General features: G+C 46.4%; 22 protein-coding genes. 20 read left to right on the top strand and 2 right to left on the bottom strand.

The genetic code is table 11. The annotated features are described in order from the left end of the window. Positions 1-168: 168 nt before the first annotated feature. Both RQP50_RS12955 and RQP50_RS12950 read right to left on the bottom strand, forming a co-directional pair. Positions 169-2,553, bottom strand: coding sequence for a TPM domain-containing protein (locus tag RQP50_RS12955; RefSeq protein ID WP_315745691.1), 2,385 nt, complete (start codon positions 2,551-2,553; stop codon positions 169-171). Positions 2,554-3,029: 476 nt separating this feature from the next. Next, positions 3,030-3,614: a TetR/AcrR family transcriptional regulator gene (locus RQP50_RS12950; protein ID WP_315745690.1), complete on the bottom strand. Its 585-nt coding sequence runs from the start codon at positions 3,612-3,614 to the stop codon at positions 3,030-3,032. A 177-nt stretch (positions 3,615-3,791) separates the two neighbouring features. On the opposite strand from RQP50_RS12950, the gene RQP50_RS12945 reads away from it, so the two are divergent. The 20 genes from RQP50_RS12945 (at position 3,792) to RQP50_RS12850 (ending at position 24,313) form a co-directional block, all read left to right on the top strand. Further along, positions 3,792-4,142 (top strand): YrdB family protein, encoded by a 351-nt coding sequence (locus RQP50_RS12945; protein WP_315745689.1) that lies wholly within the window; start codon positions 3,792-3,794, stop codon positions 4,140-4,142. A 173-nt stretch (positions 4,143-4,315) separates the two neighbouring features. Continuing rightward, complete coding sequence (locus RQP50_RS12940; RefSeq protein ID WP_315745688.1) at positions 4,316-5,038, top strand: 4'-phosphopantetheinyl transferase family protein; 723 nt, start codon at positions 4,316-4,318, stop codon at positions 5,036-5,038. A gap of 174 nt (positions 5,039-5,212) precedes the next feature. Next, positions 5,213-6,058: a DUF4097 family beta strand repeat-containing protein gene (locus RQP50_RS12935; RefSeq protein ID WP_315745687.1), complete on the top strand. Its 846-nt coding sequence runs from the start codon at positions 5,213-5,215 to the stop codon at positions 6,056-6,058. A gap of 352 nt (positions 6,059-6,410) precedes the next feature. Then, the gene (locus RQP50_RS12930) at positions 6,411-7,001 is read left to right on the top strand and encodes an RNA polymerase sigma factor (protein WP_072730423.1); all 591 of its coding nucleotides are present in this window, start codon (positions 6,411-6,413) and stop codon (positions 6,999-7,001) included. After that, a complete protein-coding gene (locus tag RQP50_RS12925) occupies positions 6,967-7,914 on the top strand; it encodes a DUF4367 domain-containing protein (protein WP_072730424.1) in 948 nt (315 codons plus the stop codon). The genes RQP50_RS12930 and RQP50_RS12925 overlap by 35 nt, the downstream gene beginning before the upstream one ends. A 409-nt stretch (positions 7,915-8,323) precedes the next feature. Further along, positions 8,324-9,166 carry a DUF4367 domain-containing protein gene (locus RQP50_RS12920; RefSeq protein ID WP_072730425.1) on the top strand — a complete coding sequence of 281 codons (843 nt, stop codon included), beginning with the start codon at positions 8,324-8,326 and terminating at the stop codon, positions 9,164-9,166. Positions 9,167-9,437: 271 nt separating this feature from the next. Next, positions 9,438-10,973 (top strand): MDR family MFS transporter, encoded by a 1,536-nt coding sequence (locus tag RQP50_RS12915; protein WP_315745686.1) that lies wholly within the window; start codon positions 9,438-9,440, stop codon positions 10,971-10,973. A gap of 92 nt (positions 10,974-11,065) precedes the next feature. Next, positions 11,066-11,665, top strand: coding sequence for a TetR/AcrR family transcriptional regulator (locus RQP50_RS12910; RefSeq protein ID WP_065294068.1), 600 nt, complete (start codon positions 11,066-11,068; stop codon positions 11,663-11,665). Between the two features lie 257 nt (positions 11,666-11,922). Then, the gene (locus RQP50_RS12905; protein WP_021256912.1) at positions 11,923-12,858 is read left to right on the top strand and encodes a sugar-binding transcriptional regulator; all 936 of its coding nucleotides are present in this window, start codon (positions 11,923-11,925) and stop codon (positions 12,856-12,858) included. A 248-nt stretch (positions 12,859-13,106) separates the two neighbouring features. Continuing rightward, positions 13,107-13,772: a deoxyribose-phosphate aldolase gene (deoC, locus tag RQP50_RS12900; RefSeq protein WP_072730429.1), complete on the top strand. Its 666-nt coding sequence runs from the start codon at positions 13,107-13,109 to the stop codon at positions 13,770-13,772. 81 nt (positions 13,773-13,853) lie between these two features. Further along, on the top strand, positions 13,854-14,255 hold the full coding sequence (locus tag RQP50_RS12895) for a cytidine deaminase (RefSeq protein ID WP_021256910.1): 402 nt from the start codon (positions 13,854-13,856) through the stop codon (positions 14,253-14,255). A 99-nt stretch (positions 14,256-14,354) separates the two neighbouring features. Then, complete coding sequence (locus tag RQP50_RS12890; protein ID WP_315745685.1) at positions 14,355-15,533, top strand: NupC/NupG family nucleoside CNT transporter; 1,179 nt, start codon at positions 14,355-14,357, stop codon at positions 15,531-15,533. 77 nt (positions 15,534-15,610) lie between these two features. Then, complete coding sequence (gene deoB / locus RQP50_RS12885) at positions 15,611-16,792, top strand: phosphopentomutase (protein WP_072730430.1); 1,182 nt, start codon at positions 15,611-15,613, stop codon at positions 16,790-16,792. A gap of 41 nt (positions 16,793-16,833) precedes the next feature. Next, positions 16,834-17,541, top strand: a complete 708-nt coding sequence (gene deoD / locus RQP50_RS12880) for a purine-nucleoside phosphorylase (RefSeq protein ID WP_028531338.1) — start codon at positions 16,834-16,836, stop codon at positions 17,539-17,541. Between the two features lie 130 nt (positions 17,542-17,671). After that, positions 17,672-18,973 carry a pyrimidine-nucleoside phosphorylase gene (locus RQP50_RS12875; RefSeq protein WP_072730431.1) on the top strand — a complete coding sequence of 434 codons (1,302 nt, stop codon included), beginning with the start codon at positions 17,672-17,674 and terminating at the stop codon, positions 18,971-18,973. Positions 18,974-19,154: 181 nt separating this feature from the next. Then, positions 19,155-19,850, top strand: coding sequence for a 5-oxoprolinase subunit PxpB (gene pxpB, locus RQP50_RS12870; protein ID WP_315745684.1), 696 nt, complete (start codon positions 19,155-19,157; stop codon positions 19,848-19,850). Then, positions 19,835-20,812: a 5-oxoprolinase subunit C family protein gene (locus RQP50_RS12865; protein WP_315745683.1), complete on the top strand. Its 978-nt coding sequence runs from the start codon at positions 19,835-19,837 to the stop codon at positions 20,810-20,812. Before pxpB ends, RQP50_RS12865 begins: the two co-directional genes overlap by 16 nt. 13 nt (positions 20,813-20,825) lie before the next feature. After that, positions 20,826-21,590 carry a LamB/YcsF family protein gene (locus tag RQP50_RS12860; RefSeq protein ID WP_315745682.1) on the top strand — a complete coding sequence of 255 codons (765 nt, stop codon included), beginning with the start codon at positions 20,826-20,828 and terminating at the stop codon, positions 21,588-21,590. A gap of 287 nt (positions 21,591-21,877) precedes the next feature. Beyond that, entirely contained in the window at positions 21,878-23,500 is a 1,623-nt protein-coding gene (gene pckA, locus RQP50_RS12855) for a phosphoenolpyruvate carboxykinase (ATP) (protein ID WP_394358387.1), read from the top strand. Between the two features lie 162 nt (positions 23,501-23,662). Next, entirely contained in the window at positions 23,663-24,313 is a 651-nt protein-coding gene (locus RQP50_RS12850; RefSeq protein WP_315745680.1) for a hypothetical protein, read from the top strand. Positions 24,314-24,362 lie beyond the last annotated feature (49 nt).

The following is a 24,362-nucleotide window of genomic DNA, read 5'->3' as shown; positions in this document are numbered from 1 at the left end:
GCTATCCTTCACAGGATTACTGTGACTGAGATAGCTTTCTTCTTGCTATGCAGCACTTGCGAGGTAGCAATGGTTACCCTGTTATAACCTAAGATAACCTAAGGTAACTAGATGAGCAAAGTTACCTACAGTTGTGTTATCCAATTGTGTTATCCTTCAACATGTTGCTTACCAGCTTGATCCGCCTGAGGAATTAGAATTATTGTTGTTGCCCCAGCTTGATCCCCCTGATGAGTTGCTGCTCGTATTGCGATTAGCTGCTTGCCGTGCGGCAGCTTCCTCTTGCTGTCTTTCTTGTCTTATGATCGATTCGTAAGCTTGCTCCATTGCTGTAAGGATACCTGCTAAGGCAGCTGCCTTGCGGGCGGCTTCGTCGTAAGCGCCATTATGCATTAATCGATCAACATCAGTGCTAATGGATGAGAACTGTGAGCCATATTGGTGGACATTCAGCCTGCTGCCGTATTTGGCGCTGGATGAATGATATCGCTGCTCCATTCTAGCCAGTTCCTGTTCCACATTTTGTTTCTGAATCGCGGCACGTTCGACTGCACTCAAGAATTGATTTGCTTCATTCATGAATCGTGTTCCCGTATCTGTAAGCAAATCCATATCATATGGCTGCTGTGCCAGGAGCTGGCGTATGCTGGATTGCATGGCTGCCAAGCTCTTCTCCTGCTGCTGCCAGTTCGAGTAGATACGATGGCGCGTGATCGTATGCAAGCCTTGAACGAAGCTGTCTTCAGCAGATGCCTGCATCTGCTTCGCTTCTTCCAGCTTGTGATCGAGCTTGCGAATTAAGCCGCTGTAATGCTCAGCCGCTTGATCAAGCTTCTGAAGGATCGTAAGGATGTGATCAAGTTCGGTCCTTGCTTGTTCATATTCCTGCACGTCCTCATCGCACCATTGAGTCACTCGACGAAGTGCGGATTGTACGGCATCTACAGCCTGAAGCTCCTCACGATACTGCCTCCATGCCTGTTCCCAGTGCTTGCCTCGATATTGCGTCTGTGCACGGGCAGCCAATGCAGACAGTTCCTTATCCTGGGCTGCATATTGGGACAGCTTCGTCACTATCGACTGGATATCGCGAGCATTCTTCAACTTCAAGTCCGCTAGACGCTGCGTGATCTGGACAGCTTCAGCGAGCAGTAGGCTTGCGCGGTCGGCGTGTTGTGCCGCGACAGGAATGTCTCCATGCTTCAGGCGATCAAGCATCTGCTCATTACTCTGCTGTGCTTCTTCAATCTTGCCGTATGGATCGATACGCACGAGCTTCAAGCGATGCTCCTCGACAATCTGGGAGACGGAATTTCTAGACTGATTCATCTGCTCGGGAAAGCGCTGATACTGTTCTGCGTACTTAGATACCGATTGCTGATCCTGTTCCAATCGTTGAATTTCTTCATTCACATGAATCACGCGCTGCTCGGATTGAATCGGATCGAACACTTCCAGCTGCTTGCTGCTCAGCAATTCAGCGGATATCGCTTCTTGTCTTCGCAGCAGTTCCTCCAGCGGCCAACCGCGGCTCGCTTGGTCCGCTTGGATGGAAGTAGAAACATGCTCTATCCGCTGTGCAGCATCCGCTATTGTTCGCTTCAAGTTGAGATCGAGCTGTTGAATATGTTCGATTTGAGCGGTTAGCTGCTGCGTCTCTTGTGTCATTGCCTGCAGTTCTGTATTCAGTCGCTTCAGCTCGGAACGAGTGCGTGGTTGAAGGCATTGCTGCCATCCTATGCTAGCTGCATACTGCTTCATTTCATGTAAGCGAATAATGGATTTCTCGGATTTAGCGCCTGCTTCTGTAGCCTGTTGAAGCGTTGCCCCCTGGGACAAATCTCGAATGGTGCGAATGCTCTCCAAGGCATGATTCGTCTGCACCATCAAGCTCGGTATGTCCGTTTGCAGTCGTTTCACCGTTTGCATCATGCGAACGAGATACAGGATGATGAGTGAGAGCAAACCAATTGCAATGACTAAAACAATCCACAGCCATGAGGAACTGGATTGCTGACCATGAGGTTGCCCAACCGGTGTCAGTCCGTTATTCATATTTCCGATGTTTGCTGCCAGTGCATTAGACGCACTCATCAGCTCTGATACTGCCTTCGCAAAATCGCCCTTCTTCGCATAAGGAATAAAGTGTGTATCTATGAATTGTTTCAATGCGGCACTGCCGCTTGCGCGGGAGGCTGCTGCATCCACTAGCTCCTGCAGGGCAGGATTGTTGAAGTTCATCTCAATACGCTGATCTTGTTGCGAAATCAAAATCAGCACCTCATCGCTTCCCAGCTTCCATTGTTGATAAATGGCGGTAGCTGCTTGGGAAGGGGAGTCGCCATTCAAGCTGTTCAACGTAACAATATAAAAGCCGAGCGGACCTTGGGCAGCTTCATGCTCAAGACTGGATATCGCAGTTGAGGACAGCATGCTGGCTGTATCTAGCACATGACCATCCTTGCCGGGAATATGTATGGCATATGATGTCATCGCAGGCAAGCTGATCAATAAGATCATGAAGATAAGGAAAAGGCGAAGCGGATGTTTCACGTATGAACCTCCTTCTAGGCGTTATTTACTAGCATTCAATCATATGGTATCAGTATACCGGAAATGATGAAGCTTCTGAATCATTTGTAAAAATATGGTTCCTATTTATGGGTATGTGTCCCTATCCGTCATAAGATCTTCTCTTCTCGAAGGAAAGGAGATAAAGCTGGGGACATTCAAACTTGTTATTGATCCCGGTACATGTAAATTGCTTCTACATGATTACGAATGTGCGGGAAAAGGGACGTGTTGGATTCTTAGCAACCAGTGGATGACTATTACTGTAGTAGGCTATTAGAATGGAACAGGCGGATATGTGCGTAGGGGGAGTGGTCAAAATTTCGTCAGCAGTATACACGGATGAACAAATGCCGATCACATTTGATCGGCATTTACGCGTCCTACTGGTATCGAATAATAAGTTGCTAGTCTAAACGATGTTTCAATTATTGATTTTGGTCGAGTGGGATTGCTGTCTATTGAGGCCCTGCAGATTCCTTGATCGTGTGAATGCCGGCAATAAAAGCATTGATTAGCAGTTCTAGGCTGACATCGAGGTCGAGGGGAATGCCGAAGCCTCCCTTTTGCTCCAATGATGCGAACCCGTGCAGTAAGCTGCGAAGACCGCGTGCAGCATGAATCGCAGCATCGCCAGTAAGTTCATATGCATGCAGGACTTGAACGACCAGTTCAACAATTTCCGTACTGACACGCTGCACATCCGCGTTTTGTGGATCAGGGGCTAGGAGTGTTGCATCATAGAGTCCAGGGTGATTGCGGACGAAGGCAACATATGCTTTGCCTATCGAGCGAACAGCCTCATCGCCTGAACGTCCAATAGCTGCACGTGTCAAGGCGTGGTTTAAATGCTCCAGGCCATGAATAGACAACAAAAGTCGTATTCCCTGCAAACCGTCAACGTGATTATATAGGGACGGGGGGCGTACCTTCAGCTGCTGTGCTAATGAAGCCAGCGTAACTGCTTCGATCCCCTGTTTGTCCGCAATTAGGGTAGCTGCTTCTAGTATCATTGCGGGAGTCAAACCAACTCTTGGTGACATGTTCATTTCTCCTCTGTTGTTAAGTCATTCAGTTCATTCACTGTTAGTTAATTGTAAATAGCCAATGCCCAATAGACAATTGACCCCATCTAGATATATTATAACTAATGTAATTAGTTAATTCAATAACATCGTTTGTTTTTTGGTGTGGATTCCTATCAGATGGAGGGAGAGAGCATGGATACGTTCATCAACGTGTTGCAAATGTGTAATTTAGGATTGCGGTTCGTGTTGGAGCTTTGTACATTGGCAGCTTTTGCGTATTGGGGAATACAGAGGGGCAACAGTACTCTAACGAAGGTTTTGCTCGGTGGTGGTTCCGTTATCGTGGCGATGTTGATATGGGGGACATTTGGCTCTCCCAAGGCAACGATACCGCTTGAAGGCTGGATCCGAGCGCTGTTCGAGGCCGCTTTTTTTGGTCTGGCTGCATTATCGCTGTACGTGGTAGGAAAGCATGTGTGGGCTGCTATCTTTCTCATTGTTCTGGTGGGGAATTGGTTGTTGATGTATATGTGGAATCAGTAAACATCGTACTAAATAGAATGTTGCAGTGAGGCACCCAACTCGTGTGGTTGGGTGTTTATTTGTTTTACCATTACGGGCGTATGTAGAGGAAATAAAGGAAAATATTGTAGTATGATTGGGGCGGGTGTATAATTTTTGTCATATATCAGGAATGTATGGCAGAAGGAGGCATCATGAAAGTAATTGCCGTTCGAATCGACAGCATGATCAGGCTGAACGACTGGCTGCCTTTTCTATCGCCAGAGCGAAGAGAGAGGGTAGGCCATTTCTATCGAGAGATGGACTCTATTCGTTGTGTGCTAAGTGAGCTCGTTGCCAAGAGCTTAATAATAGAGATGACAGGCTGTTCATCTGATCAAATTGCGATTCAAGCGGATCAGTTCGGCAAGCCTTATATGAGTGGGCCTTATAATCACATTCAATTCAATATCTCGCATTCGGGAACATGGGTTGTCGGTATTGCAAACGATCAGGATCACCCAGTAGGGATTGATATAGAACAGATTGATGAAGATATGGAGCTTGGTAGCTTTGCGAGCATTTTGTCAATCGATGAGAAGCGGGTGCTTGACTCTGTACCAGTAAACGAACGGATGGAGCGCTTTATTGAGCTGTGGACCTATAAGGAAAGCTATGTAAAAGCTGATGGCAAAGGGTTATCCATGCCTATTGACTTGTGTTCATTCACCCCTAGTCTGACTGGCGAGGCTGCATGGCAATTAGCGTCACCTAGCGACATCCCGTATTATTGGAAGTCTTATTCCGTTCATCCTAATTATAAGATGACTGCTTGCTCGGCGTATAAGCGGCTGCCGGAGACCTGTGCCGTGAGTAAAGCCTCCGATTTTTTACAACGATATGTTGATCTGCAAGCCCATGCTGTGTCTTCGATCTGACAGGCAAAGTTATTGTAGATGAGATGCAGTATAAATGATGATTCATTGATGAGGAAATAAGGATTCAAAGATTTCACAAGTTGAAGTAGCGATGATCCTAATCAGCGTCATACGGATAACTCATTCCAATATCATTTAAATTATGATGTAGTTTCATAAAGGAGATTAATCAAATTGAATGACAAAAGATGGATAACTGCTCTGTTGATGATCCCTATTCTACTCGGCCTAAGTGCATGTAAGCAAGGAATATCAAATGTGCTTTCTACGAAAGATATCCCTGTTCATGTAGAGCGATCTTTGGACGCTGGGAATGTATCTCGCATATCGATTAAGACGAAGAGTTCCAACATCCAATATAAGATTGGAACTAGCGATCAGATTCAAGTTCAATTAAAAGGCACATTCGATGGCAGCGAAGAAGAGAAAGAACAACTCCTGGCCACGGAAATGGATCAAGATCAGCTAGCGATCAAGGTGGGGCCAATAATGGGAAAGTTATATTCCAACATGTCTCTATCGCTGGAAGTTGAGGTTCCCGCGAAGGTCTATGAGGAATTAAAGATAGAAGCTTCGAGCGGTAATATTACGACAGGTGAGATTGAAGCTGGTCAATTGTCTGTCGAAGCTTCGTCCGGAAACATATCTGTTGAAGGATATGCGGGGAAGGAATATAAGGTGGAAGCTAGTTCGGGCAACATTGAACTCGGAAGAATGGCGGGAAAAGGCAGTATAGAGGCCTCCTCTGGCAACGTAGATGTGGCTATTGATCCATTCCATGAATCGGTTCGCGTTCATACAAGTTCGGGCAATGCGACCATTCGAGTCCAGCCGGACGCAGTATTCCGAATTGTAGGCGATACGAAGCTGGAACGTGCCGATTTGAAAATTCCGGTAACGCTCGAGCATAAGGAAAGCAAGAGAAATTTCGAGGCAAGTGTCAATCAGGCCACATCGGAGTCGCCTGTTCTGGATGTAACGACTTCGTCTGGGAAAATGATATTGGAAAAAATCAAATAATGTCGGAAAGGGGCCGCTTCTTCAATGCTACAGGGGGAAACCCGGCCTCTTTTTCTATCGAAATTTGCGTAGCGTGGGTTTTTTCGAAATGCTGGCGGCCTCCCATTCTTCAGTTTCCTTTTTGGAACGAGGAAAGGTTGAACCCTACATATGGACAGATTACGTCCCCATTTTCATCCCCTCATTAAGTGCTGGGAACGAATTGATCGTTGCGTGCCCTTTTATCCTCAATTTACCTTAATCCGCAGGTCGTTTATTGTCGTCATATCCTATAGTTGCCGAAATTATTTTTTCATGTTGTCACATTCTTAGCCCAGTTGTTCGTTATACAGAGTGGAAGGGGGAGTAGGGCTTGGATGACGCGGAGTTAAGTCAGATCATCGCAGAGGTTCTGGATGGGAACACAGCAAAATTTGAGATGATTATGGAAAAATACCAAAAACCGATTTTTCTCTATTGTTATCACATGCTCGGCAATTATACCGAAGCGGAGGATAACGCACAGGAAGTATTTTTAAAGACATTTCGCAATTTGCGGAAATATCAGAGTGAGGTCCCCTTTCGAGCCTGGTTGTACAAGATTGCTTATCATCAATGCATTGATATGATCCGCAAGCGGAAGCTGGTGAAATATTTGCCGTTTTTTTACCGGGACGAGAAGGAAAATAACGATGTCGATTTGCAGATTGAAGCCAACTATTTTGATGAATCCGTGCATCAAGCCTTGTCAAAATTAACGGCCGAAGAACGGAACTTATTAATTTTACGCTGCGTCGAGGATAAGAGCTATCAAGAGATCGGTTTGATTTTGGGTAAAAACAGCGCAAGCCTGCGTAAAAAATACGAACGTACGGCTGCAAAATTCCGAGAGCATTATGCTCATGTAAAGGGGCTGGGAGTGGATGAATATGGACAAGGATCGGGATTTGAAAAAATTATTTAATGACCCGCGCATTCCCAACGCTGACTTGACAGGAAAGGTCATGAGAATTTTGCATGCTGAACCCCAAAAAAAAGAGAGGTTTTTTGTGAAAAATAAAGTTTCTTTGACTGTGATTGTAGGGCTGATGTTAATGGCTTCGACGGGTTACGCGGCCGTTCAGTATAATTCATTGTCGAATAAGGATGGCGAAGTCGTATATGAGACTAAATCAGCGAAAGAGATGGGACCAGCAGAAACGAAAGATGTACAAGAGCATTTCAAGGCATTTCATGAACTCAAGGAGAAGATGTTAAAGAGCGGTGAAGCTGGACTGTTCTATCTGGTTGCCAATAACCCGGATCATCAAACAAATCTTGGAACGAAGGCGATGCCATTCCAAAATCTCTCTCAATTACGCGAAAAGATTACGGATAAATCCATCAAGATTCCAGACAGTGTCAATGGAAATTATAAATTCAAAGAAGCGGATGTACTCTTTAGAAATGCTCAGGAAGTAAATCCACCTTCTCCGGAAGAACAAAAGGCGATGGCGGAAAAACTGAGAAAGCAGGCAGAAGAATCCAATCAGGGATATGCCATGATGCCAGTTGAAATGACAAATCAGTTTTTCATTCTCAATGCTACGTATCAAAATGGAGAGGATAAAATCGGGGTTAATGTCACTAATCTGAGTGGAAAGGGCATGAACGCTGGATTGTATATTGACGAGAAAGTAGAGTTTAAGCAGGAGAAGGTTCAAGTGAAGGGAGTAGAAATGCTGTATACAGATTGGGGTCGTTCAAAGTGGCATGAGCTGAAATGGGTATACGAGAGCCCGGACAAAAAGGTGAAATACGTCTATACGATAGATGGAGATATAAATAAGGTAAGTAAAGAAGCCTTGATGAAAATTGCTGAAAGCTATTTGGAATAATAAACGACTAAAAAATGAGGGCTGCTCCAAAGCGAATTGGAGCGGATTCCCGCCGGCCATATTGCGGCGGATCAAATCGCATGAGCCGCATAGGAATTACGCTCAAGAGCAAAATCGGATGCAGGTTTTTTGTCGTCAGATCCCATGATTACCGGAATGATTTTTTTATGTTGTCACATTTTTGGCCTAGCTGTTCGTTGTATAGAGTGAAAGGGGGGGGGAAGGGATTGAATGACGTGGAGTTAAGTCAGATCATCGCAGAGATGCCGGATGGAATACGGCAAATTCGAGATCGATTTGCAGATTGAAGCGGGCTAATTTGATGAATCCGTGCATTCCCGATGCCGACTTGACATGAAAGGTTATGCAAATATTACGTACTGAGCCAAAAGAAAAGGAGAGATTTTTCATGAAATATAAAGTTGCTTTGACTGCGGTTGTAGGGATGATGTTGATGGCCTCCACGAGTTACGCGGCCGTACAGTATCATTCTTTGAAGAATAAGGATGGCGAAGTCGTATATGAGACGAAATCGACGAAGACGCTAGAGGCCGGAAAAACAGAATCGAAGGATGAAAGAAAGCGTTACGATGCATTTTTTGAACTTAAGGAGAAGGTGCTAAAGAACGGGGAAGCTGGGTTGTTCTATGTGGTTGCCAATAACAAGAATCATCAAACAGACCTTGGAACGAAGTTGGCTCCATTCCAAAATCTCTCTCAATTGCGCGATAAGATTACGGATAAAACCGTTAAGATTGCAGACAGTGTCAATGGAAATTATAAATTCAAAGAAGCGCAAGTGCTCTTTAAAAATGCTCAGGAAGTAAATCCTCCTTCTCCGGAAGAAAAAAAGGCGATGACGGAAAAGCTGAGAAAACAGGCAGAAAAGTCCAAAAAAGGATATGCCATGATGCCGGTCGAAATGACAGATCAATTTCATAGTATTTGGGTCACTTATCGAAATGGAGAGGATACAATCCAGGTTACGATCACTAATCTGAACAAAAAGAATGGAGGAATGTATATTGACGAGCAAAGTGAGTTTAAACAGGACAAGGTTCAAGTGAAGGGGGTAGAAATGCTGCTTACAGAATATGGTCCTGCGCATGTGCACAATCTGACATGGGTATACGAGAGTCCGGACAAAAAGAAAAGATACGTCTATAATGTCCAGGGCAAGATGGATAAAATCAGCAAAGAAAGCTTGATGAAAATTGCCGAAAGCTATTTGGAACTTATAAATAGTAAATAAAAAAACGGGAATCCCCTCCAAAGCGAATTGGAGCGGGTTCTCGTTTTTGTTATTTAGGCTTTAGCCAGTTGAGAGCGTAAAACGCGAGAAACAAAAAACCACCTTTGAGGCGGTTATTTGATGATCTTGTTCATGAATACAAAAAAAGAGAGGGTGAATTCCGAATATTAACTTGATTATTTGTGAGGGTGGTTCTACAATATTTTTGATTGAATAATTAGTCAATGTAAAAACCCGCGCAAATTACCGCATTGCAGAAAGGAACATTCGTATGGAAATGAACCGAAGCAAACGAAATTGGACGATAGCAGCGCTGCTGTTAAGCATATTCCTGTCGTCCTTGGATCAAACAATTGTATCTACTGCACTGCCTTCCATTGTTCAGAAAATTGGTGGGCTAGATGTTGTATCATGGGTATTCACGATTTACATGCTGGCATCAACAGCGATCATGCCGGTAGTGGGAAAGCTGTCCGATATGTACGGGCGCAAGCGATTTTATATAGCAGGATTGGCCCTGTTCACGGGAGGCTCACTGCTATGTGGGCTCGCAACTTCAATGACGCAGCTTATCGTCTTTCGAGGAATTCAGGGACTAGGAGCTGGTTTCCTCATGCCGATTACGTTCACGCTTATTTTTACGATTATTCCGCAGGAACGTGCAGGCAAATTCCAAGCTCTCTTCATGGGGGTATTTGCGCTCTCTTCTGTCGTTGGGCCGACAATTGGCGCTTTTATTACGGACCAACTCAACTGGCATTGGAACTTCTTCGTGAATATTCCGTTTGGTATCGCAGCCATCTTCATCATGTGCTGGTCATTGGTTGAATCACGCGCTAATTCAGGCAAGCCGAAGGTGGATTATGCTGGCGCGCTGCTTCTTATTGTGACAACTGTGATTCTCTTGTTAGCATTCAAGCTGGCGGGTGAGGATTATGCTTGGGGGTCGTGGGAAGTACTGCTTATGCTGCTAGGTGGGGCACTGGCACTGATTCTATTTATCGGGATCGAGCTGCGGGCATCTGAGGCCATTATCCCTCTTCACTTATTCCGCAATCGGACGATTGCTGGCGTTTCGCTAGCTTCCTTTGTTCAAGGGATGATTATGTATGGTGCTTTGCTCTACATTCCATTTTTCATTCAGGCGGGGCTTGGGGGAAACGTGAAGGATGCGGGGAATGCGCTAACGCCGATGATGTTCTCGGTTATGATTGGTACTGTACTGGGAACAATGCTGATGAAGCGGCTCAGTTGGAGGGGATCGGTGCTGCTCGCGTCAAGTCTTATGGGAATGAGTGCATTCTTATTTACGACTCTGCCGCTTGACGTAAATATGTGGTATGTTAGGGGAAATACAGCCTTAATAGGTGTCGGGATTGGAATCCTTATGCCGAATGCGCAGACGGCTGCAACACTTACTGCACCTGAACGATACAGAGGAGTCGCCACCTCGATGGTTACCTTCTTTCGTACGATTGGCGGCGTGCTGGGAGCATCCATTATGGCGGCCATTGTAAATCAGCATCTGGCAACAGAAATTCAGCGTCAGGCTTCGGTTTTGCAGCTGGATTCGGCAGTACTGGATAAGTTGAGCAATGCGCAAATGCTGATTGGGTCGACAACGCTGTTACCAGACCATGTGGCTGCAGCATTAAGAGCATCGCTCGTCGCATCTATTCATTCCGGCTTCTGGCTGTTGGGTATAGCCGCCGCCCTAGTTCTGCCGATGGGTATCTTGATGGGGAATGAACGGTTTCATGCGGCAAATGCTGTGCAGTCGAAGTATTCGGATCATACATCTGTATAGGCATTCGTAGAATGATTCATTGTGTAAAGGAGGGGGCTCTGCCGTGCGGTTGCTAGTTCCATTAGCTGCTGTTCGTGCAGAGCTGTATGTATATGTCACCTAGAAATGCGGATCAAAATAAGTTGATTCGGGACGAGCGTAAGGAACAGATTTTAAGCAGCGCTTTAAAGGTATTTTCCAATAGAGGATTCGTAGCTACCAAGATTAGCGACATTGCGAAGGAAGCTTCTTTGAGTCATGGTCTTGTCTATCATTATTTTGAGTCGAAGGATGAGATATTCGCAACCTTAGTGGAACGGGCACTGCAATCTTCCGATCAATTGATGCTGATGACGGTGTCGGTTCAAGGGAACAGCTTGGATCAGATTGCATGGATGACGCAGCAAATTTTAAGTGCGTTCGCGGAGCGCGAAGAGGCCGTGTATTATCATCACATTATGCTGCAAGCCTCTACGTATCAATCGATGCCGGATTCCGTGAAGTCACAAATGCAGCAATTAACCAGTCCAATGAAGCATATGGTAGGGATAATAGAGGAAGGTCAGCGCAGGGGTGAGATTCACGGCGGGGATGCCAAGCGGCTGACTACGCTGTATTGGTCCATGATTCAAGGTCTGGCGCTTATGAAGATTGAAGCGGGTGAATATTTCAGCATGCCTGATTGTGACATGATTGTTCGCATGTTCAAGTAATTTCCCCGCTTGTGATTGGTAATTACTGAATTATTGAATAATAGAATAAGGCTTCATAAAGTGATGGAAATATAGGATTTGGAGCTAATGTTTTCACGATTGTTCACAATTGGACAGAAGTCTCTGATTCGTTCGTGAGCGTTTACATATCTGCAGATTATGATAGTATAGGTTCAATGAAGTAAGATTGCGGCTGTCTTGCCTATGCGTGTTGACGGCATATTCATAGAATCATTTCACAAAAGTGGGTTGTAGACATGGATCATGACAAACAGCGATTGAGTATTGAAGCGGCAAGATTATATTATTTATCGGATTATAGCCAGATGGACATTGCAGCCAAGTTAGGGGTATCCCGTCCGACTGTATCCCGGCTGCTGCAATATGCGAAGGAGCAAGGGTTCGTACGGATCGATATTGTCGATCCGCTTGAGGATCTGGACGCATTGGGAGCACGACTTAGACATCGGTATGGACTGGATACGGCACTCGTCTGCTATTCGCCGGCGAACGAATACAAGGAAATTCAGAAACATATTAGCAAGCGAGCAGCTGAGTATTTAGCCGAAACGGTTCAAGATACAGATATTATCGGTGTAACATGGGGACGTACGATGCATGCAGTTGCACAGCAGCTTCAACAGAAGCAGGTTCGAGGCGTTGAGGTCGTACAGCTCAAGGGAGGCATTAGCCACTCGCATGTGAATACTTATGCGGCGGAGACGGTGAATCTGTTTGCATCAGCCTTTCATACGATTGCCCGTTATTTGCCGTTGCCCGTTATATTTGACAGCGTCGCCTTGAAGCAAATGGTTGAGGAGGATCGGCATATCCGCCGAATCATTCAGCTTGGCAAGCAGGCCAATATTGCGGTGTTCACCGTGGGTACGGTGAATGATGATGCATTGTTGTTCCAGCTTGGCTACTTCAGCAGTGAAGAGAAGAAGCTGCTGCAGAGCAGAGGTGTTGGTGATATATGCTCGCGATTCTTCGATGCGGAGGGCCGCATTTGCAGTGAAGGAATTAATGATCGAACCGTAGGAATTGATTTGTCGGATTTGCGAGAGAAGGACAAGTCGATACTTGTAGCAGGGGGACAGCGCAAGATTGATGCGATCCGTGCAGCGCTTGTTGGTAAATATGCCAATATACTCGTAACCGATCAATTTACGGCGCAAGCATTATTGCAATAATTACCGCTATGCAGCGACAATGAAAGCCCTTAGAGTAGGTACGTGGAGGCGAAGCCCCATATTCTATTCTGAGGGATTTTTTATGCGCTTTTTGTTCAAAATATTGTAAGAAAGCTGTTCATAATATTGTAATGAACAAAATTTCTGAGCAAGCTTTACATCTGTTCAAACCGCATGATATGATACCCATGAAATCAATATTACATTTGTTAAATGGATATGACACAAGAATATAAGGGGTGTGCAGCATGAGCATAGCACGTATGATTGACCATACGATGTTGAAGGCAGACGCTGTTCAAGCGGATATTGCCAAGCTGGTTGAGGAAGCGAAGCAGTATCAATTCGCTTCAGTGTGCGTTAACCCGACTTGGGTGGCTTACTGTGCAGAGCAGCTTGCTGGTACAGAAGTTAAGGTATGTACGGTTATTGGATTCCCACTCGGTGCATCTACATCTGCCGTTAAGGCATTGGAGACGCAAGATGCGATTGCTAATGGTGCAACCGAAGTCGATATGGTTATTAATATTGGAGAGCTGAAGGCCGGCAACGATGAATTCGTACTGAAGGACATCGAGGCGGTTGTGAAAGCGGCTTCAGGCAAAGCGCTCGTTAAGGTCATTATTGAGACTTGCCTGCTTACTGATGAGCAGAAGGTTCGCGCTTGTGAACTGGCTGTGAAGGCAGGAGCTGACTTCGTGAAGACATCTACAGGCTTCTCGACAGGCGGTGCGACTCGTGAAGATGTAGCACTTATGCGCAAGACGGTTGGCCAGCAGACAGGTGTGAAGGCTTCTGGCGGTGTTCGCAGCTTGGAAGATGTGAACAACATGATTGAAGCGGGAGCAACTCGAATTGGAGCAAGCTCTGGCGTCAGCATCATGAATGGCATTACATCGACATCTTCTTATTAAAATAGAGACGTGAATCATTCCTTCGGTAGGCGAGTCGCTTATGGAAGGGATGATTCACTGTCCAATGAGGAGGATCAGCCCATGAAAGAACAGTTGATTCAAGAAGCGTTGGAGGCGCGCAAGCAGGCTTACGCACCATATTCTCATTTCCAGGTTGGGGCGGCTATTTTAGCGGATGGAACCATTTATCGTGGCTGCAACGTAGAGAACGCATCCTATGGCTTGACGAACTGTGCGGAACGAACGGCTGTATTCAAGGCTGTATCGGAAGGCAAACGTAAGGTAGAAGCTGTTGCTGTAGTTGCGGATACGGAAGGTCCTGTATCTCCGTGTGGAGCTTGTCGCCAAGTGTTGGCAGAGTTCTGCGATGGTGATACGAAGATTTACTTGACGAATCTTAAGGGTGACACAGAGGAATGGACAATGTCCCAACTGCTTCCTGGCGCGTTTTCAGGTGCCGATATGGAAAAGGATAGCGAGTAAATCAAAGATAGAAATCACGTTCGATTTGAAAGCGGTAACAAGGTGCTCTAAATCATTTTTAAGAAATCGATGCATGCTCTAGCATGGGGGGAACTTTACATGAAATTTTTAATTGCGATCATTGGTCTGCTGGCTGTATTCGGACTCACATATATCGCAAGTAAGGATCGACGCAACATTCGCTATCGTCCATTGGCCATAATGGTCGTGTTGCAGGCAATTCTGGCATTTGTGTTGTTGAATACAAGTGTCGGGGAAGTGATAATCGGCAAATTTGCTAAAGTTTTTGAATCATTGCTCGGTTATGCAGCCGAAGGCATTAACTTTGTGTTTGGCGGAATCGTGAATGATATTCAAGGAACTCAATTTTTCTTAAACGTTTTGCTGCCGATTGTTTTTATTTCCGCCTTGATTGGTATTTTGCAATACACGAAAATCTTGCCGTTCATTATTAAGTACATCGGTCTTGGATTGAGCAAGGTTAACGGTATGGGTAAGCTGGAATCATACAACGCAGTAGCATCTGCAATTCTGGGTCAGTCCGAAGTATTTATTTCGGTGAAAAAGCAAATTGGATTGCTGCCGGAGCGCCGTTTATATACACTTTGTGCTTCTGCGATGTCGACAGTATCGATGTCCATTGTCGGTGCTTATATGACAATGATTCAGCCTAAATATGTAGTAACTGCGCTTGTATTGAACCTATTTGGCGGATTTATTATCGCTTCGATTTTGAATCCATATAAGGTATCGAAGGAAGAAGATATCTTGGAAGTACAAGAAGAGCATAAGCAATCGTTCTTCGAAATGCTGGGCGAATACATTATGGACGGCTTCAAGGTCGCGATTACTGTTGCTGCGATGCTGATCGGTTTCGTTGCCTTGATTGCACTTATCAACGGCATCTTCGGCAGTATCTTCGGAATTTCATTCCAAGAAGTGCTTGGGTATGTGTTCGCACCATTCGCATTCCTGATGGGGGTACCTTGGAAGGAAGCGGTCGATGCGGGAAGCATTATGGCAACGAAGATGGTAGCGAACGAATTCGTCGCGATGCTGGATCTTGGCAAGCTAGCTCTGTCTGAGCGTACTACAGGTATCGTATCTGTATTCTTGGTATCGTTCGCGAACTTCTCCTCGATCGGCATCATTTCTGGTGCGGTGAAGGGACTTCATGAAAAGCAAGGCAACGTGGTAGCGCGATTCGGTCTTCGCTTGCTGTACGGCGCTACGATGGTAAGCGTATTGTCTGCGATTGTTGCAGGTATTTTCCTATAACTATATTCACAACGTCCACTTCTGGTTAAGTGGACGTTGTAAGCATCTAAATCAGCTTGGGAAAGGGGAACGACATGATGACAACATTCAAAAGGATTCATCTTATCGTTATGGACTCGGTAGGCATCGGTGAAGCACCTGATGCGGCACAATTCGATGATGTAGGCTCAGATACACTCGGGCATATCGCACAGGAATGCGGAGGGCTGAACATGCCTAATATGGCTGCACTCGGCTTGTCCAATATTCGTTCGATTCCTGGCATAGAGGTGGCCGAACGTCCCCTAGGCTATTATGGCAAAATGCAAGAAACTTCCCGCGGCAAAGATACAATGACTGGACATTGGGAGATCATGGGGCTGTATATTGATACTCCATTCCGCGTGTTTCCGGATGGATTCCCAGCGGAACTGATTGAACGCATTGAGGCGAAGACGGGACGCAAGGTAATCGGCAACAAGCCGGCAAGCGGAACTGAAATTATCGATGAGCTCGGTGAAGAGCATGTGAAGACAGGCGCTCTCATTATTTATACTTCTGCGGATTCTGTTCTACAAATTGCAGCGCATGAAGAGGTAGTTCCATTGAAGGAACTGTACGAGATTTGTGAGTTCTGTCGCGAAATTACTCGAGATGACCCTTATATGCTTGGACGGATTATTGCACGTCCATTTGTAGGGGAGCCTGGGAACTTTACGCGTACGTCGAACAGACATGATTATGCCTTGAAGCCATTTGGCCGCACAACAATGAATGAGCTGCAGGATCAAGGCTACGATGTGATCGCATTAGGCAAAATTTCAGATATTTATGATGGCGAAGGAATTACACAAGCAATTCGAACAAAGTCTAATATGGACGGCATGGATAAATTTATCGCGACACTGGATGAGCCATTCAAGGGATTAAGTTTCATAAATCTCGTTGACTTCGATGCATTGTACGGACATCGCCGCGATCCAGCGGGTTACGGACGTGCGCTAGAGGAATATGATGCTCGGCTGCCTGAAGTATTTGCGAAGATGACGGATGAGGATCTGCTCCTCATTACAGCAGACCATGGCAATGATCCAACGTACAAAGGCACTGACCATACGAGGGAGTACGTTCCACTGATTGCATATTCTCCGCGCTTTGTAGATGGAGGCAAGGAGCTTCCACTTCGTGGAACATTTGCAGATATCGCGGCAACGGTTGCCGAGAACTTTGCAGTTGCGGCACCAGCGTATGGCAAGAGCTTTTTATCTGACTTGAAATAATTCGGATTTGAAATAATTCATCATACTGGAGGAACATAACTATGAGTGTACACATTGGAGCGAAACAAGGCGACGTTGCAGAAACGATATTGTTGCCAGGAGATCCATTGCGTGCGAAATATATCGCAGAAACGTACTTGGAGGATATTACTTGCTACAACGAGGTTCGCGGGATGCTCGGCTTCACGGGAACTTACAAAGGCAAGCGCATCTCCGTACAAGGTACGGGCATGGGGGTTCCGACAACAAGCATTTATGTAAATGAGCTGATCAATGAGTACGGTGTGAAGAACTTGTTCCGTGTAGGTACTTGCGGTGCGATGCAGAAGGACGTTCATGTGCGTGATGTCGTGCTTGCTCAAGCAACTTGTACAGATTCCAGCATGAACCGTCATGTCTTCGGTGGATATGACTACTCTCCAATCGCCAGCTTCTCCTTGCTGAAGGGGGCTTATGAGAATGCGGTTGCGAAGGGAATGAACGTTCATGTCGGCAACATCTTCACTTCCGACATGTTCTACCGCGATGACAAGTCTGTTGTTCAGAAGCTGATGGATTATGGCGTATTGGCCGTGGAAATGGAAACAACGGCTCTGTACACACTGGCTGCGAAATATGGTGTGAATGCATTGACAATCTTAACAGTTAGTGACCACTTGCTGACAGGTGAGGAAACGACATCGCAAGAGCGTCAAACAACGTTCAATGACATGATGGAAGTGGCACTGGAGACAGCTATTTCGCTGTAAGTAGTTTTGTCATTAGCAACAAGCAAAGGCGTTTATAGGGTTGGCATTATAGTGAATTCGTTTTTGGTTAAGAATGATGAACGAACCTGCGTTCAAGCATATATCCAATGGAGAGCGAGGAGAATCAACGATGAGAATGGTGGATCTGATTGCGAAGAAGCGTGACGGCAAGGAACTGACGACAGAGGAAATTAACTTTGTTATTGATGGCTATACCAAGGGTGATATCCCGGATTATCAAGTCAGTGCATTTGCGATGGCCATTTATTTTCAAGATATGACGGAGCGGGAACGGGCTGATTTGACGATGGCCATGGTCAACTCCGGTGAAACGATTGATCTCTCAGCAATTGAGGGCGTTAAGGTGGATAAGCATTCAACTGGCGGTGTTGGCGATACGACGACGCTTGTACTCGCCCCTCTAGTTGCTGCATTGGATATTCCGGTAGCCAAGATGTCAGGCCGCGGGCTTGGCCATACAGGCGGCACGATTGATAAGCTCGAGGCAATCGAAGGCTTCCATGTGGAAATTACGAAGGACGAGTTCGTAAACTTGGTTAATAACCATAAGATTGCGGTAATTGGTCAGACAGGCAACTTAACGCCTGCGGACAAGAAGCTGTATGCCCTGCGTGACGTTACAGCAACTGTCAATTCCATTCCGCTTATTGCAAGCTCCATTATGAGCAAGAAGATTGCGGCAGGTTCCGATGCCATCGTACTCGATGTAAAGACTGGGGCAGGAGCCTTCATGAAGACGGCTGAGGATGCGAAGGAATTGGCGCATGCGATGGTCAGCATCGGCAACAATGTTGGTCGCAAGACGATGGCTGTTATATCCGATATGAGCCAACCGCTCGGACGTGCAATCGGCAACTCGCTTGAAGTACAGGAAGCGATTGATACGCTGCGTGGACATGGCCCTGAGGATCTGGAAGAGCTGTGCTTCGCGCTTGGCAGACAGATGGTATTCCTTGCTGGCAAGGCGTCCTCCTTGGAAGAGGCGGAAGAGAAGCTGAAGGAAGTCATTACGAATGGCAAGGCGTTGGAGAAGTTCAAGGAATTCATCGCGAACCAAGGCGGCAATCCAGAGGTCGTCGACGATCCGAACAAGCTGCCGCAGGCTGCTTATAAGATCGAAGTTCCTGCTAAGGAAGACGGCGTAGTGGCAGAAATCGTCGCTGACGAGATTGGTACAGCAGCGATGCTGCTTGGCGCTGGCCGCGCAACGAAGGAGTCCGAGATCGATCTTGCTGTAGGCTTGATGCTGAACAAGAAGGTTGGGGATGCGGTTAAGGCAGGCGAGTCCTTGGTAACGATTCATGCAAATCGTGAGAACGTGGATGACGTCATTGCGAAGATTTATGAGAACATTCGGATTAGCGACCATGCAGAGGCACCAGTGCTTGTCCATGATATCGTAACGGAATAAATTTAGGTTCAGTGGAGAGCAGGATGCAGGCGGATGCCTTGCAGCTTGCTCTTTTTCTTTTTCATGCAGATTTTCCTATATGGATGATCAGAAATAATGGGGGTGTACATCTTACCTGGCATGGATAGAGGAATTGAAATCATGCTATCATGAACTCAACAATATCGTAAGGGGGAGCTGCATGAGATATTTTCCGCTCGGGGATTCGGCAGTTGTCGTGGAATTTGATACCCTCATCGGGCAGGCTGCACATGAGCAGGTTCGGTTGTTGTCACACTACCTTGACGAACAACCGATACAAGGGATGATTGAATATGTTCCTTCTTATACGACTGTAACCGTATTTTATAATCCGGGTCTGCTGCGGTTTGATGAGGCACAAGCGCGGCTGGAAATTGCTGTTGCTCAATCGTTACATATGAAGCTTGAATGCAATATTAGAACTGTCGATATACCGGTATGCTATGGTGGGAGCTTCGGTCCTGATTTGAATGAAGTCGCCGCGATTAACCAGCTGTCACCGGATGAGGTTGTTCACATTCATAGCAGCGGGGAATATATAGTCTATTTGCTAGGGTTTGCGCCAGGTTTTCCGTTTCTAGGAGGAATGTCGAAGCGGATTGCCGCACCAAGGCGTTCCACTCCACGGCTTGCGATTCCATCAGGTACAGTAGGGATTGCCGGCATGCAAACGGGAGTATATCCAATCGTCACGCCCGGCGGCTGGCAGTTGATCGGTCGGACACCCGTGCCGTTATTTCGTCCGGATATGAATCCTCCAACCCTGCTAAGAGCAGGGGATAGAATACGTTTTTTGCCTATTACAGAAGAAGAATACGCGAAATGGGAGGAGCGCGGGTCATGTGTATCCGGGTAAAATCGGCGGGCATGCTGACAACGGTTCAGGATCTCGGTCGCTTTGGGTTACAAAAGTACGGTGTACTAACAAGTGGCGCAATGGATGGGATCGCACTCAGGCTGGCGAACTTGCTGGCAGGCAATGAAGAGGCCGCAGCAGCTTTAGAGATTACGTTGCTTGGGCCGCAGCTTATATTTGAAAAGGGCGCCGTAATCGCTCTAGCGGGGGGCAACTTGTCTCCTAGCATTGATGGAATGAGCATTCCGCTATGGCGTCCCGTATATGTTCCTGCAGGAAGCACATTACAATTCGGGAGAACTGTATCGGGCTGCAGAACCTATCTGGCAATAAGCGGCGGGATATCCGTCCCGGAAGCGATGGGTAGTCGCAGCACTTATTTACGGGCAGGAATAGGTGGATTGCATGGTCGAGCGCTTGAAGCTGGAGATGTACTGGAGATGGGAGAAGCTGCTGAACCGTTCAAGTTATGTTCTCTTGAAACGATTGTAATGCCATGGGGGGCCAGCTTTGCGATTCGTCCTGCTTACAAAGAAAATCCGGTGCTTCGTGTCGTCCGTGGTCCTGAATTCGATACATTCAGTGAAGAAAGCAAGCATCGATTATGGACGGAGCCATTCCGCGTCACGACGCAGTCGGACAGAATGGGCTACCGGCTCGCAGATGTGCCGTTGACAGTGGCAGAACCTGTTGACATGATCTCGTCTGCCGTTAGCACAGGCACGATTCAAGTACCGCCGGAAGGCAATCCGATCGTGTTGTTGGCGGATCGACAAACGGTCGGTGGATATCCGCGAATCGCTCATGTAATTAGTGTGGATTTGCCGCTCATCGCCCAAGTGAGACCAGGCGGGTACATTCGATTTGCAGAGGTTACACTGGAAGAAGCACAGGATTTGTATGTGAAGCGGGAACAAGAAATCGCCCAATTCGGGCAGGGACTATCCCTGCGGATTCGTTAGGAGGGAAAGTACTATGTATCAAATCGATATAAACTGTGATATGGGAGAGAGCTTTGGCGCATATCGGCTCGGCTCGGATGAAGCAATTTTGCCGTTCGTAACATCCGTGAATATTGCTTGTGGTTTCCATGCTGGCGATCCATCCGTCATGAAGCGAACTGTAGCAGCAGCACTTGAGCGTGGGGCTATGATTGGGGCCCATCCCGGACTACCAGATCTAGCTGGATTCGGACGGCGCAACCTCGCAATCACTCCTGAGGAAGCCTATGATATGGTCGTCTATCAGGTGGGGGCGCTATACGGATTTGTCACAGCGGCTGGCGGCAAGATGCAGCATGTGAAGCCGCACGGTGCCTTGTATAACATGGCTGCAAGCAACTACGCTCTGGCTGAGGCGATTGCCCGAGCTGTCCATGATATGAATCCAGAGCTGGTGTTATTCGGACTATCGGGAAGTGAACTGGTAAAGGCGGGTCAAGCCGTTGGACTTCGTTGTGCGTATGAAGTATTCGCAGACCGGACGTACCAAGCGGATGGTTCTTTGACGCCGCGTCGGGAGTCCAATGCGCTGATCACGGATACAGAAGAAGCGGTACAGCAGGTCATTCGCATGGTAAAAGAAGGGGTTGTCCACGCTGTCCAGGGTGTTGATGTGGCGATTCAAGCCGATACGGTATGCATTCATGGCGATGGCACACATGCGCTTGCCTTTGCCCAAAGCTTGCGGCAACGGTTGAGTGATGAAGGAATTGTTGTGCGATCCGTTTGGGCGAAGTAGGAGTTAATCCTATTTTCTGACTTATATATAGAAGAGATAGCGTCAAGGAAGCTGAGGGAAGTAAGCCAGAAATGGGGAAAAAGGTGTTATGCTTTTTTAAAAGAGAGTTCATCTCTAGAGAAGCATTGACACCTTTTTTATTTGTCTATTGTGAAAACATTTTCAAAATGACGTAATAAATAATTGGATTCACCCAATTCGCTTTTATATATTGCGTATTATTTATTTATAGTATACATTAAATGAAAAAGGATAAAATATACATTTTCTTAGTTGTTGGAGACGGGATGAAACAAGAACTCGGTAACAGTGGAATAGGGAGGATAACCGTGATCGCGAAAAATAAGGAAAGCACTCAATTGGCTGGTCTGTATGTAGATGAATCTCAGAGGAACCTGGCGGTTGCCAAGCTGGTGGAATCCGCTCTCTGCAACGGAGAAGGTCATCTGACTTCGACTGGCGCTTTGCAAGTCACAACGGGCAAATATACGGGACGTTCCCCGAAGGATAAGTTCATCGTCAGAGAGTCGGACACAGCAGACCATGTCGCTTGGGGCGAGGTGAATCAGGCTATCACCTCTGAGCAATTCGACTCGTTGTATAACAAAACGATCAACTATATGAAGAACCGCAAGCTCTTTGTATTCGACGGTTATGCAGGGGCAGACCTGGCTTATCGTTTGCCTGTCCGCTTTATTAATGAATACGCGTGGCAAAATTTATTCGTTCAGCAATTGTTTATACGTCCAACAACGAATGAGCTGTTAACTCATGAACCTGATTTTACTGTGATTGCAATGCCTGGCATGAAGGCGGATCCCGCTGTCGACGGGACGAATTCCGAGACGTTCATTGCGATCTCATTCGAGAGAAAGACTGTGCTCATCGGCGGTACCCATTACGCAGGCGAGATAAAAAAATCGATTTTCAGCGTGCTGAACTATTTGCTTCCCTTCCGTGGCGTTATGCCGATGCACTGCTCGGCGAATGTCGGGGAGGATGGAGACACGGCATTGTTTTTTGGATTATCGGGCACAGGGAAGACGACTTTGTCGGCTGATCCGGATCGCGGCTTAGTCGGCGATGATGAGCATGGCTGGTCCGATGCGGGCGTGTTTAATTTCGAGGGCGGATGCTATGCCAAATGCATCGGGCTGTCGCAGGAGAAGGAGCCGCAAATCTGGAATGCGATCCGGTTCGGCTCTGTCCTGGAAAACGTGTGGATTGACACCGTAACCGGTGAGGCAGATTACCATAGTAATATACTGACGGAGAACACGCGGGCCGCTTATCCGGTTGATTATATTCATAACTCGATCATTCCCGGTACCGCAGGCCATCCGAATGTCATTATCTTTTTGACCGCCGATGCCTTTGGCGTACTGCCTCCTGTATCCAAGCTGACGAAGGAGCAGGCGATGTATCACTTCCTGTCCGGCTATACCTCCAAGATGGTAGGTACGGAACGCGGCGTAGTTGAGCCGGAAGCGACATTCTCGGCATGCTTTGGAGCTCCCTTCCTCCCATTGAGACCGGATGTGTACGCAGAAATGCTCGGCGACAAAATCACGAAGCACGGCGTAAAGGTTTATTTGGTCAATACAGGATGGAGCGGCGGTCCCTACGGGATTGGCGAGCGGATGAATCTGTCGTACACAAGAGCGATGGTCAAGGCGATTATGAATGGAAGTATCGAGAAGGCAGCCTTCACTTCTCATCCTGTATTCGGCATGCTTATCCCTGATGCGGTACCATTTATTCCCCATGAACTGCTCGATCCGAGGAACATGTGGGCGGATAAATCGGCCTATGATTGTAAGGCGAAGCAGCTGGCGGAGATCTTTGCTCGCAATTTCGAAAAATTCAGCGATGTAGCGGAATCAATCAAGCTTGCCGGTCCGCAGGTATAATTGCTGTGAGGAGAGGGGCTGCCTCTGCGTTGTGTTCATAACGCAGAGGCAGCCCTTATTCATTTTGTGCGGGGAGACAGGGAGTCATGCAGCGAAGGAAGATTGTATGGGGAGGGAGGCGAAATCTCTTATTTAGATAAATTAGGAGGTGTGAAGGAACTAATGGCGAGCATCATGGAGATTGAGCAAAGGCTTTCGCAAATAAAAAGCATTTTAAATAAAAAGAGAAACAAAATAGATCAAGAAATGTGTGACCTAATTGATGAGCGCAGAATATTGAACAGGAAAGTATCCTTAATGAAGGGTGAAGAAACAGCTATACCCATTAAAACAACATTTCCGCAGGATGTTGGAGCTCCGCTTCCTCATGTTGTTTCAAATGGATACAAAACCTATTTATTATACTATATAGGCACTAGTAACCCCGATTGGGATGAAAGTACAAACATCATTCACGTACTTGATCCGCAATCGAAAGATTATGTTGCACTTATCCAATTTGAAAGGTGTTACAGCATTAGATTCGGTGGAGTTAATGATGAAGTGCTGCATGGACATCCGCTCTATGAGCATGGGCTTGAAGGTTATGAGATGCACGAAATAAAAAATTCTTCCTGGATAAATGAACAAAAGAAAATCAATTCAGTACACTCTAATTTTAAGCAAGAGTTATGGGACGCGAGAAAACACTATATTTTTACTTTTCATGATGATATTTTCGAGTGTATAGCTAATGAATATGTTGTTCAGGTTTTTAGAGGAAAATTAAGCAGTGTAATGCTGCTTGCAAATGAAATGTTGTTTTCTGGCTGATGCGGAAAATAAGCATACTGTCATATTCAGCATTTGTCCCCCACGCTGA

Origin of the sequence: Paenibacillus suaedae, assembly GCF_032337355.1 — a bacterium.
GTDB lineage: Bacteria > Bacillota > Bacilli > Paenibacillales > Paenibacillaceae > Paenibacillus_B > Paenibacillus_B suaedae.
Note: the sequence above shows the minus strand (reverse complement) of the source record. Positions and strands in the feature narration are given on the sequence as shown.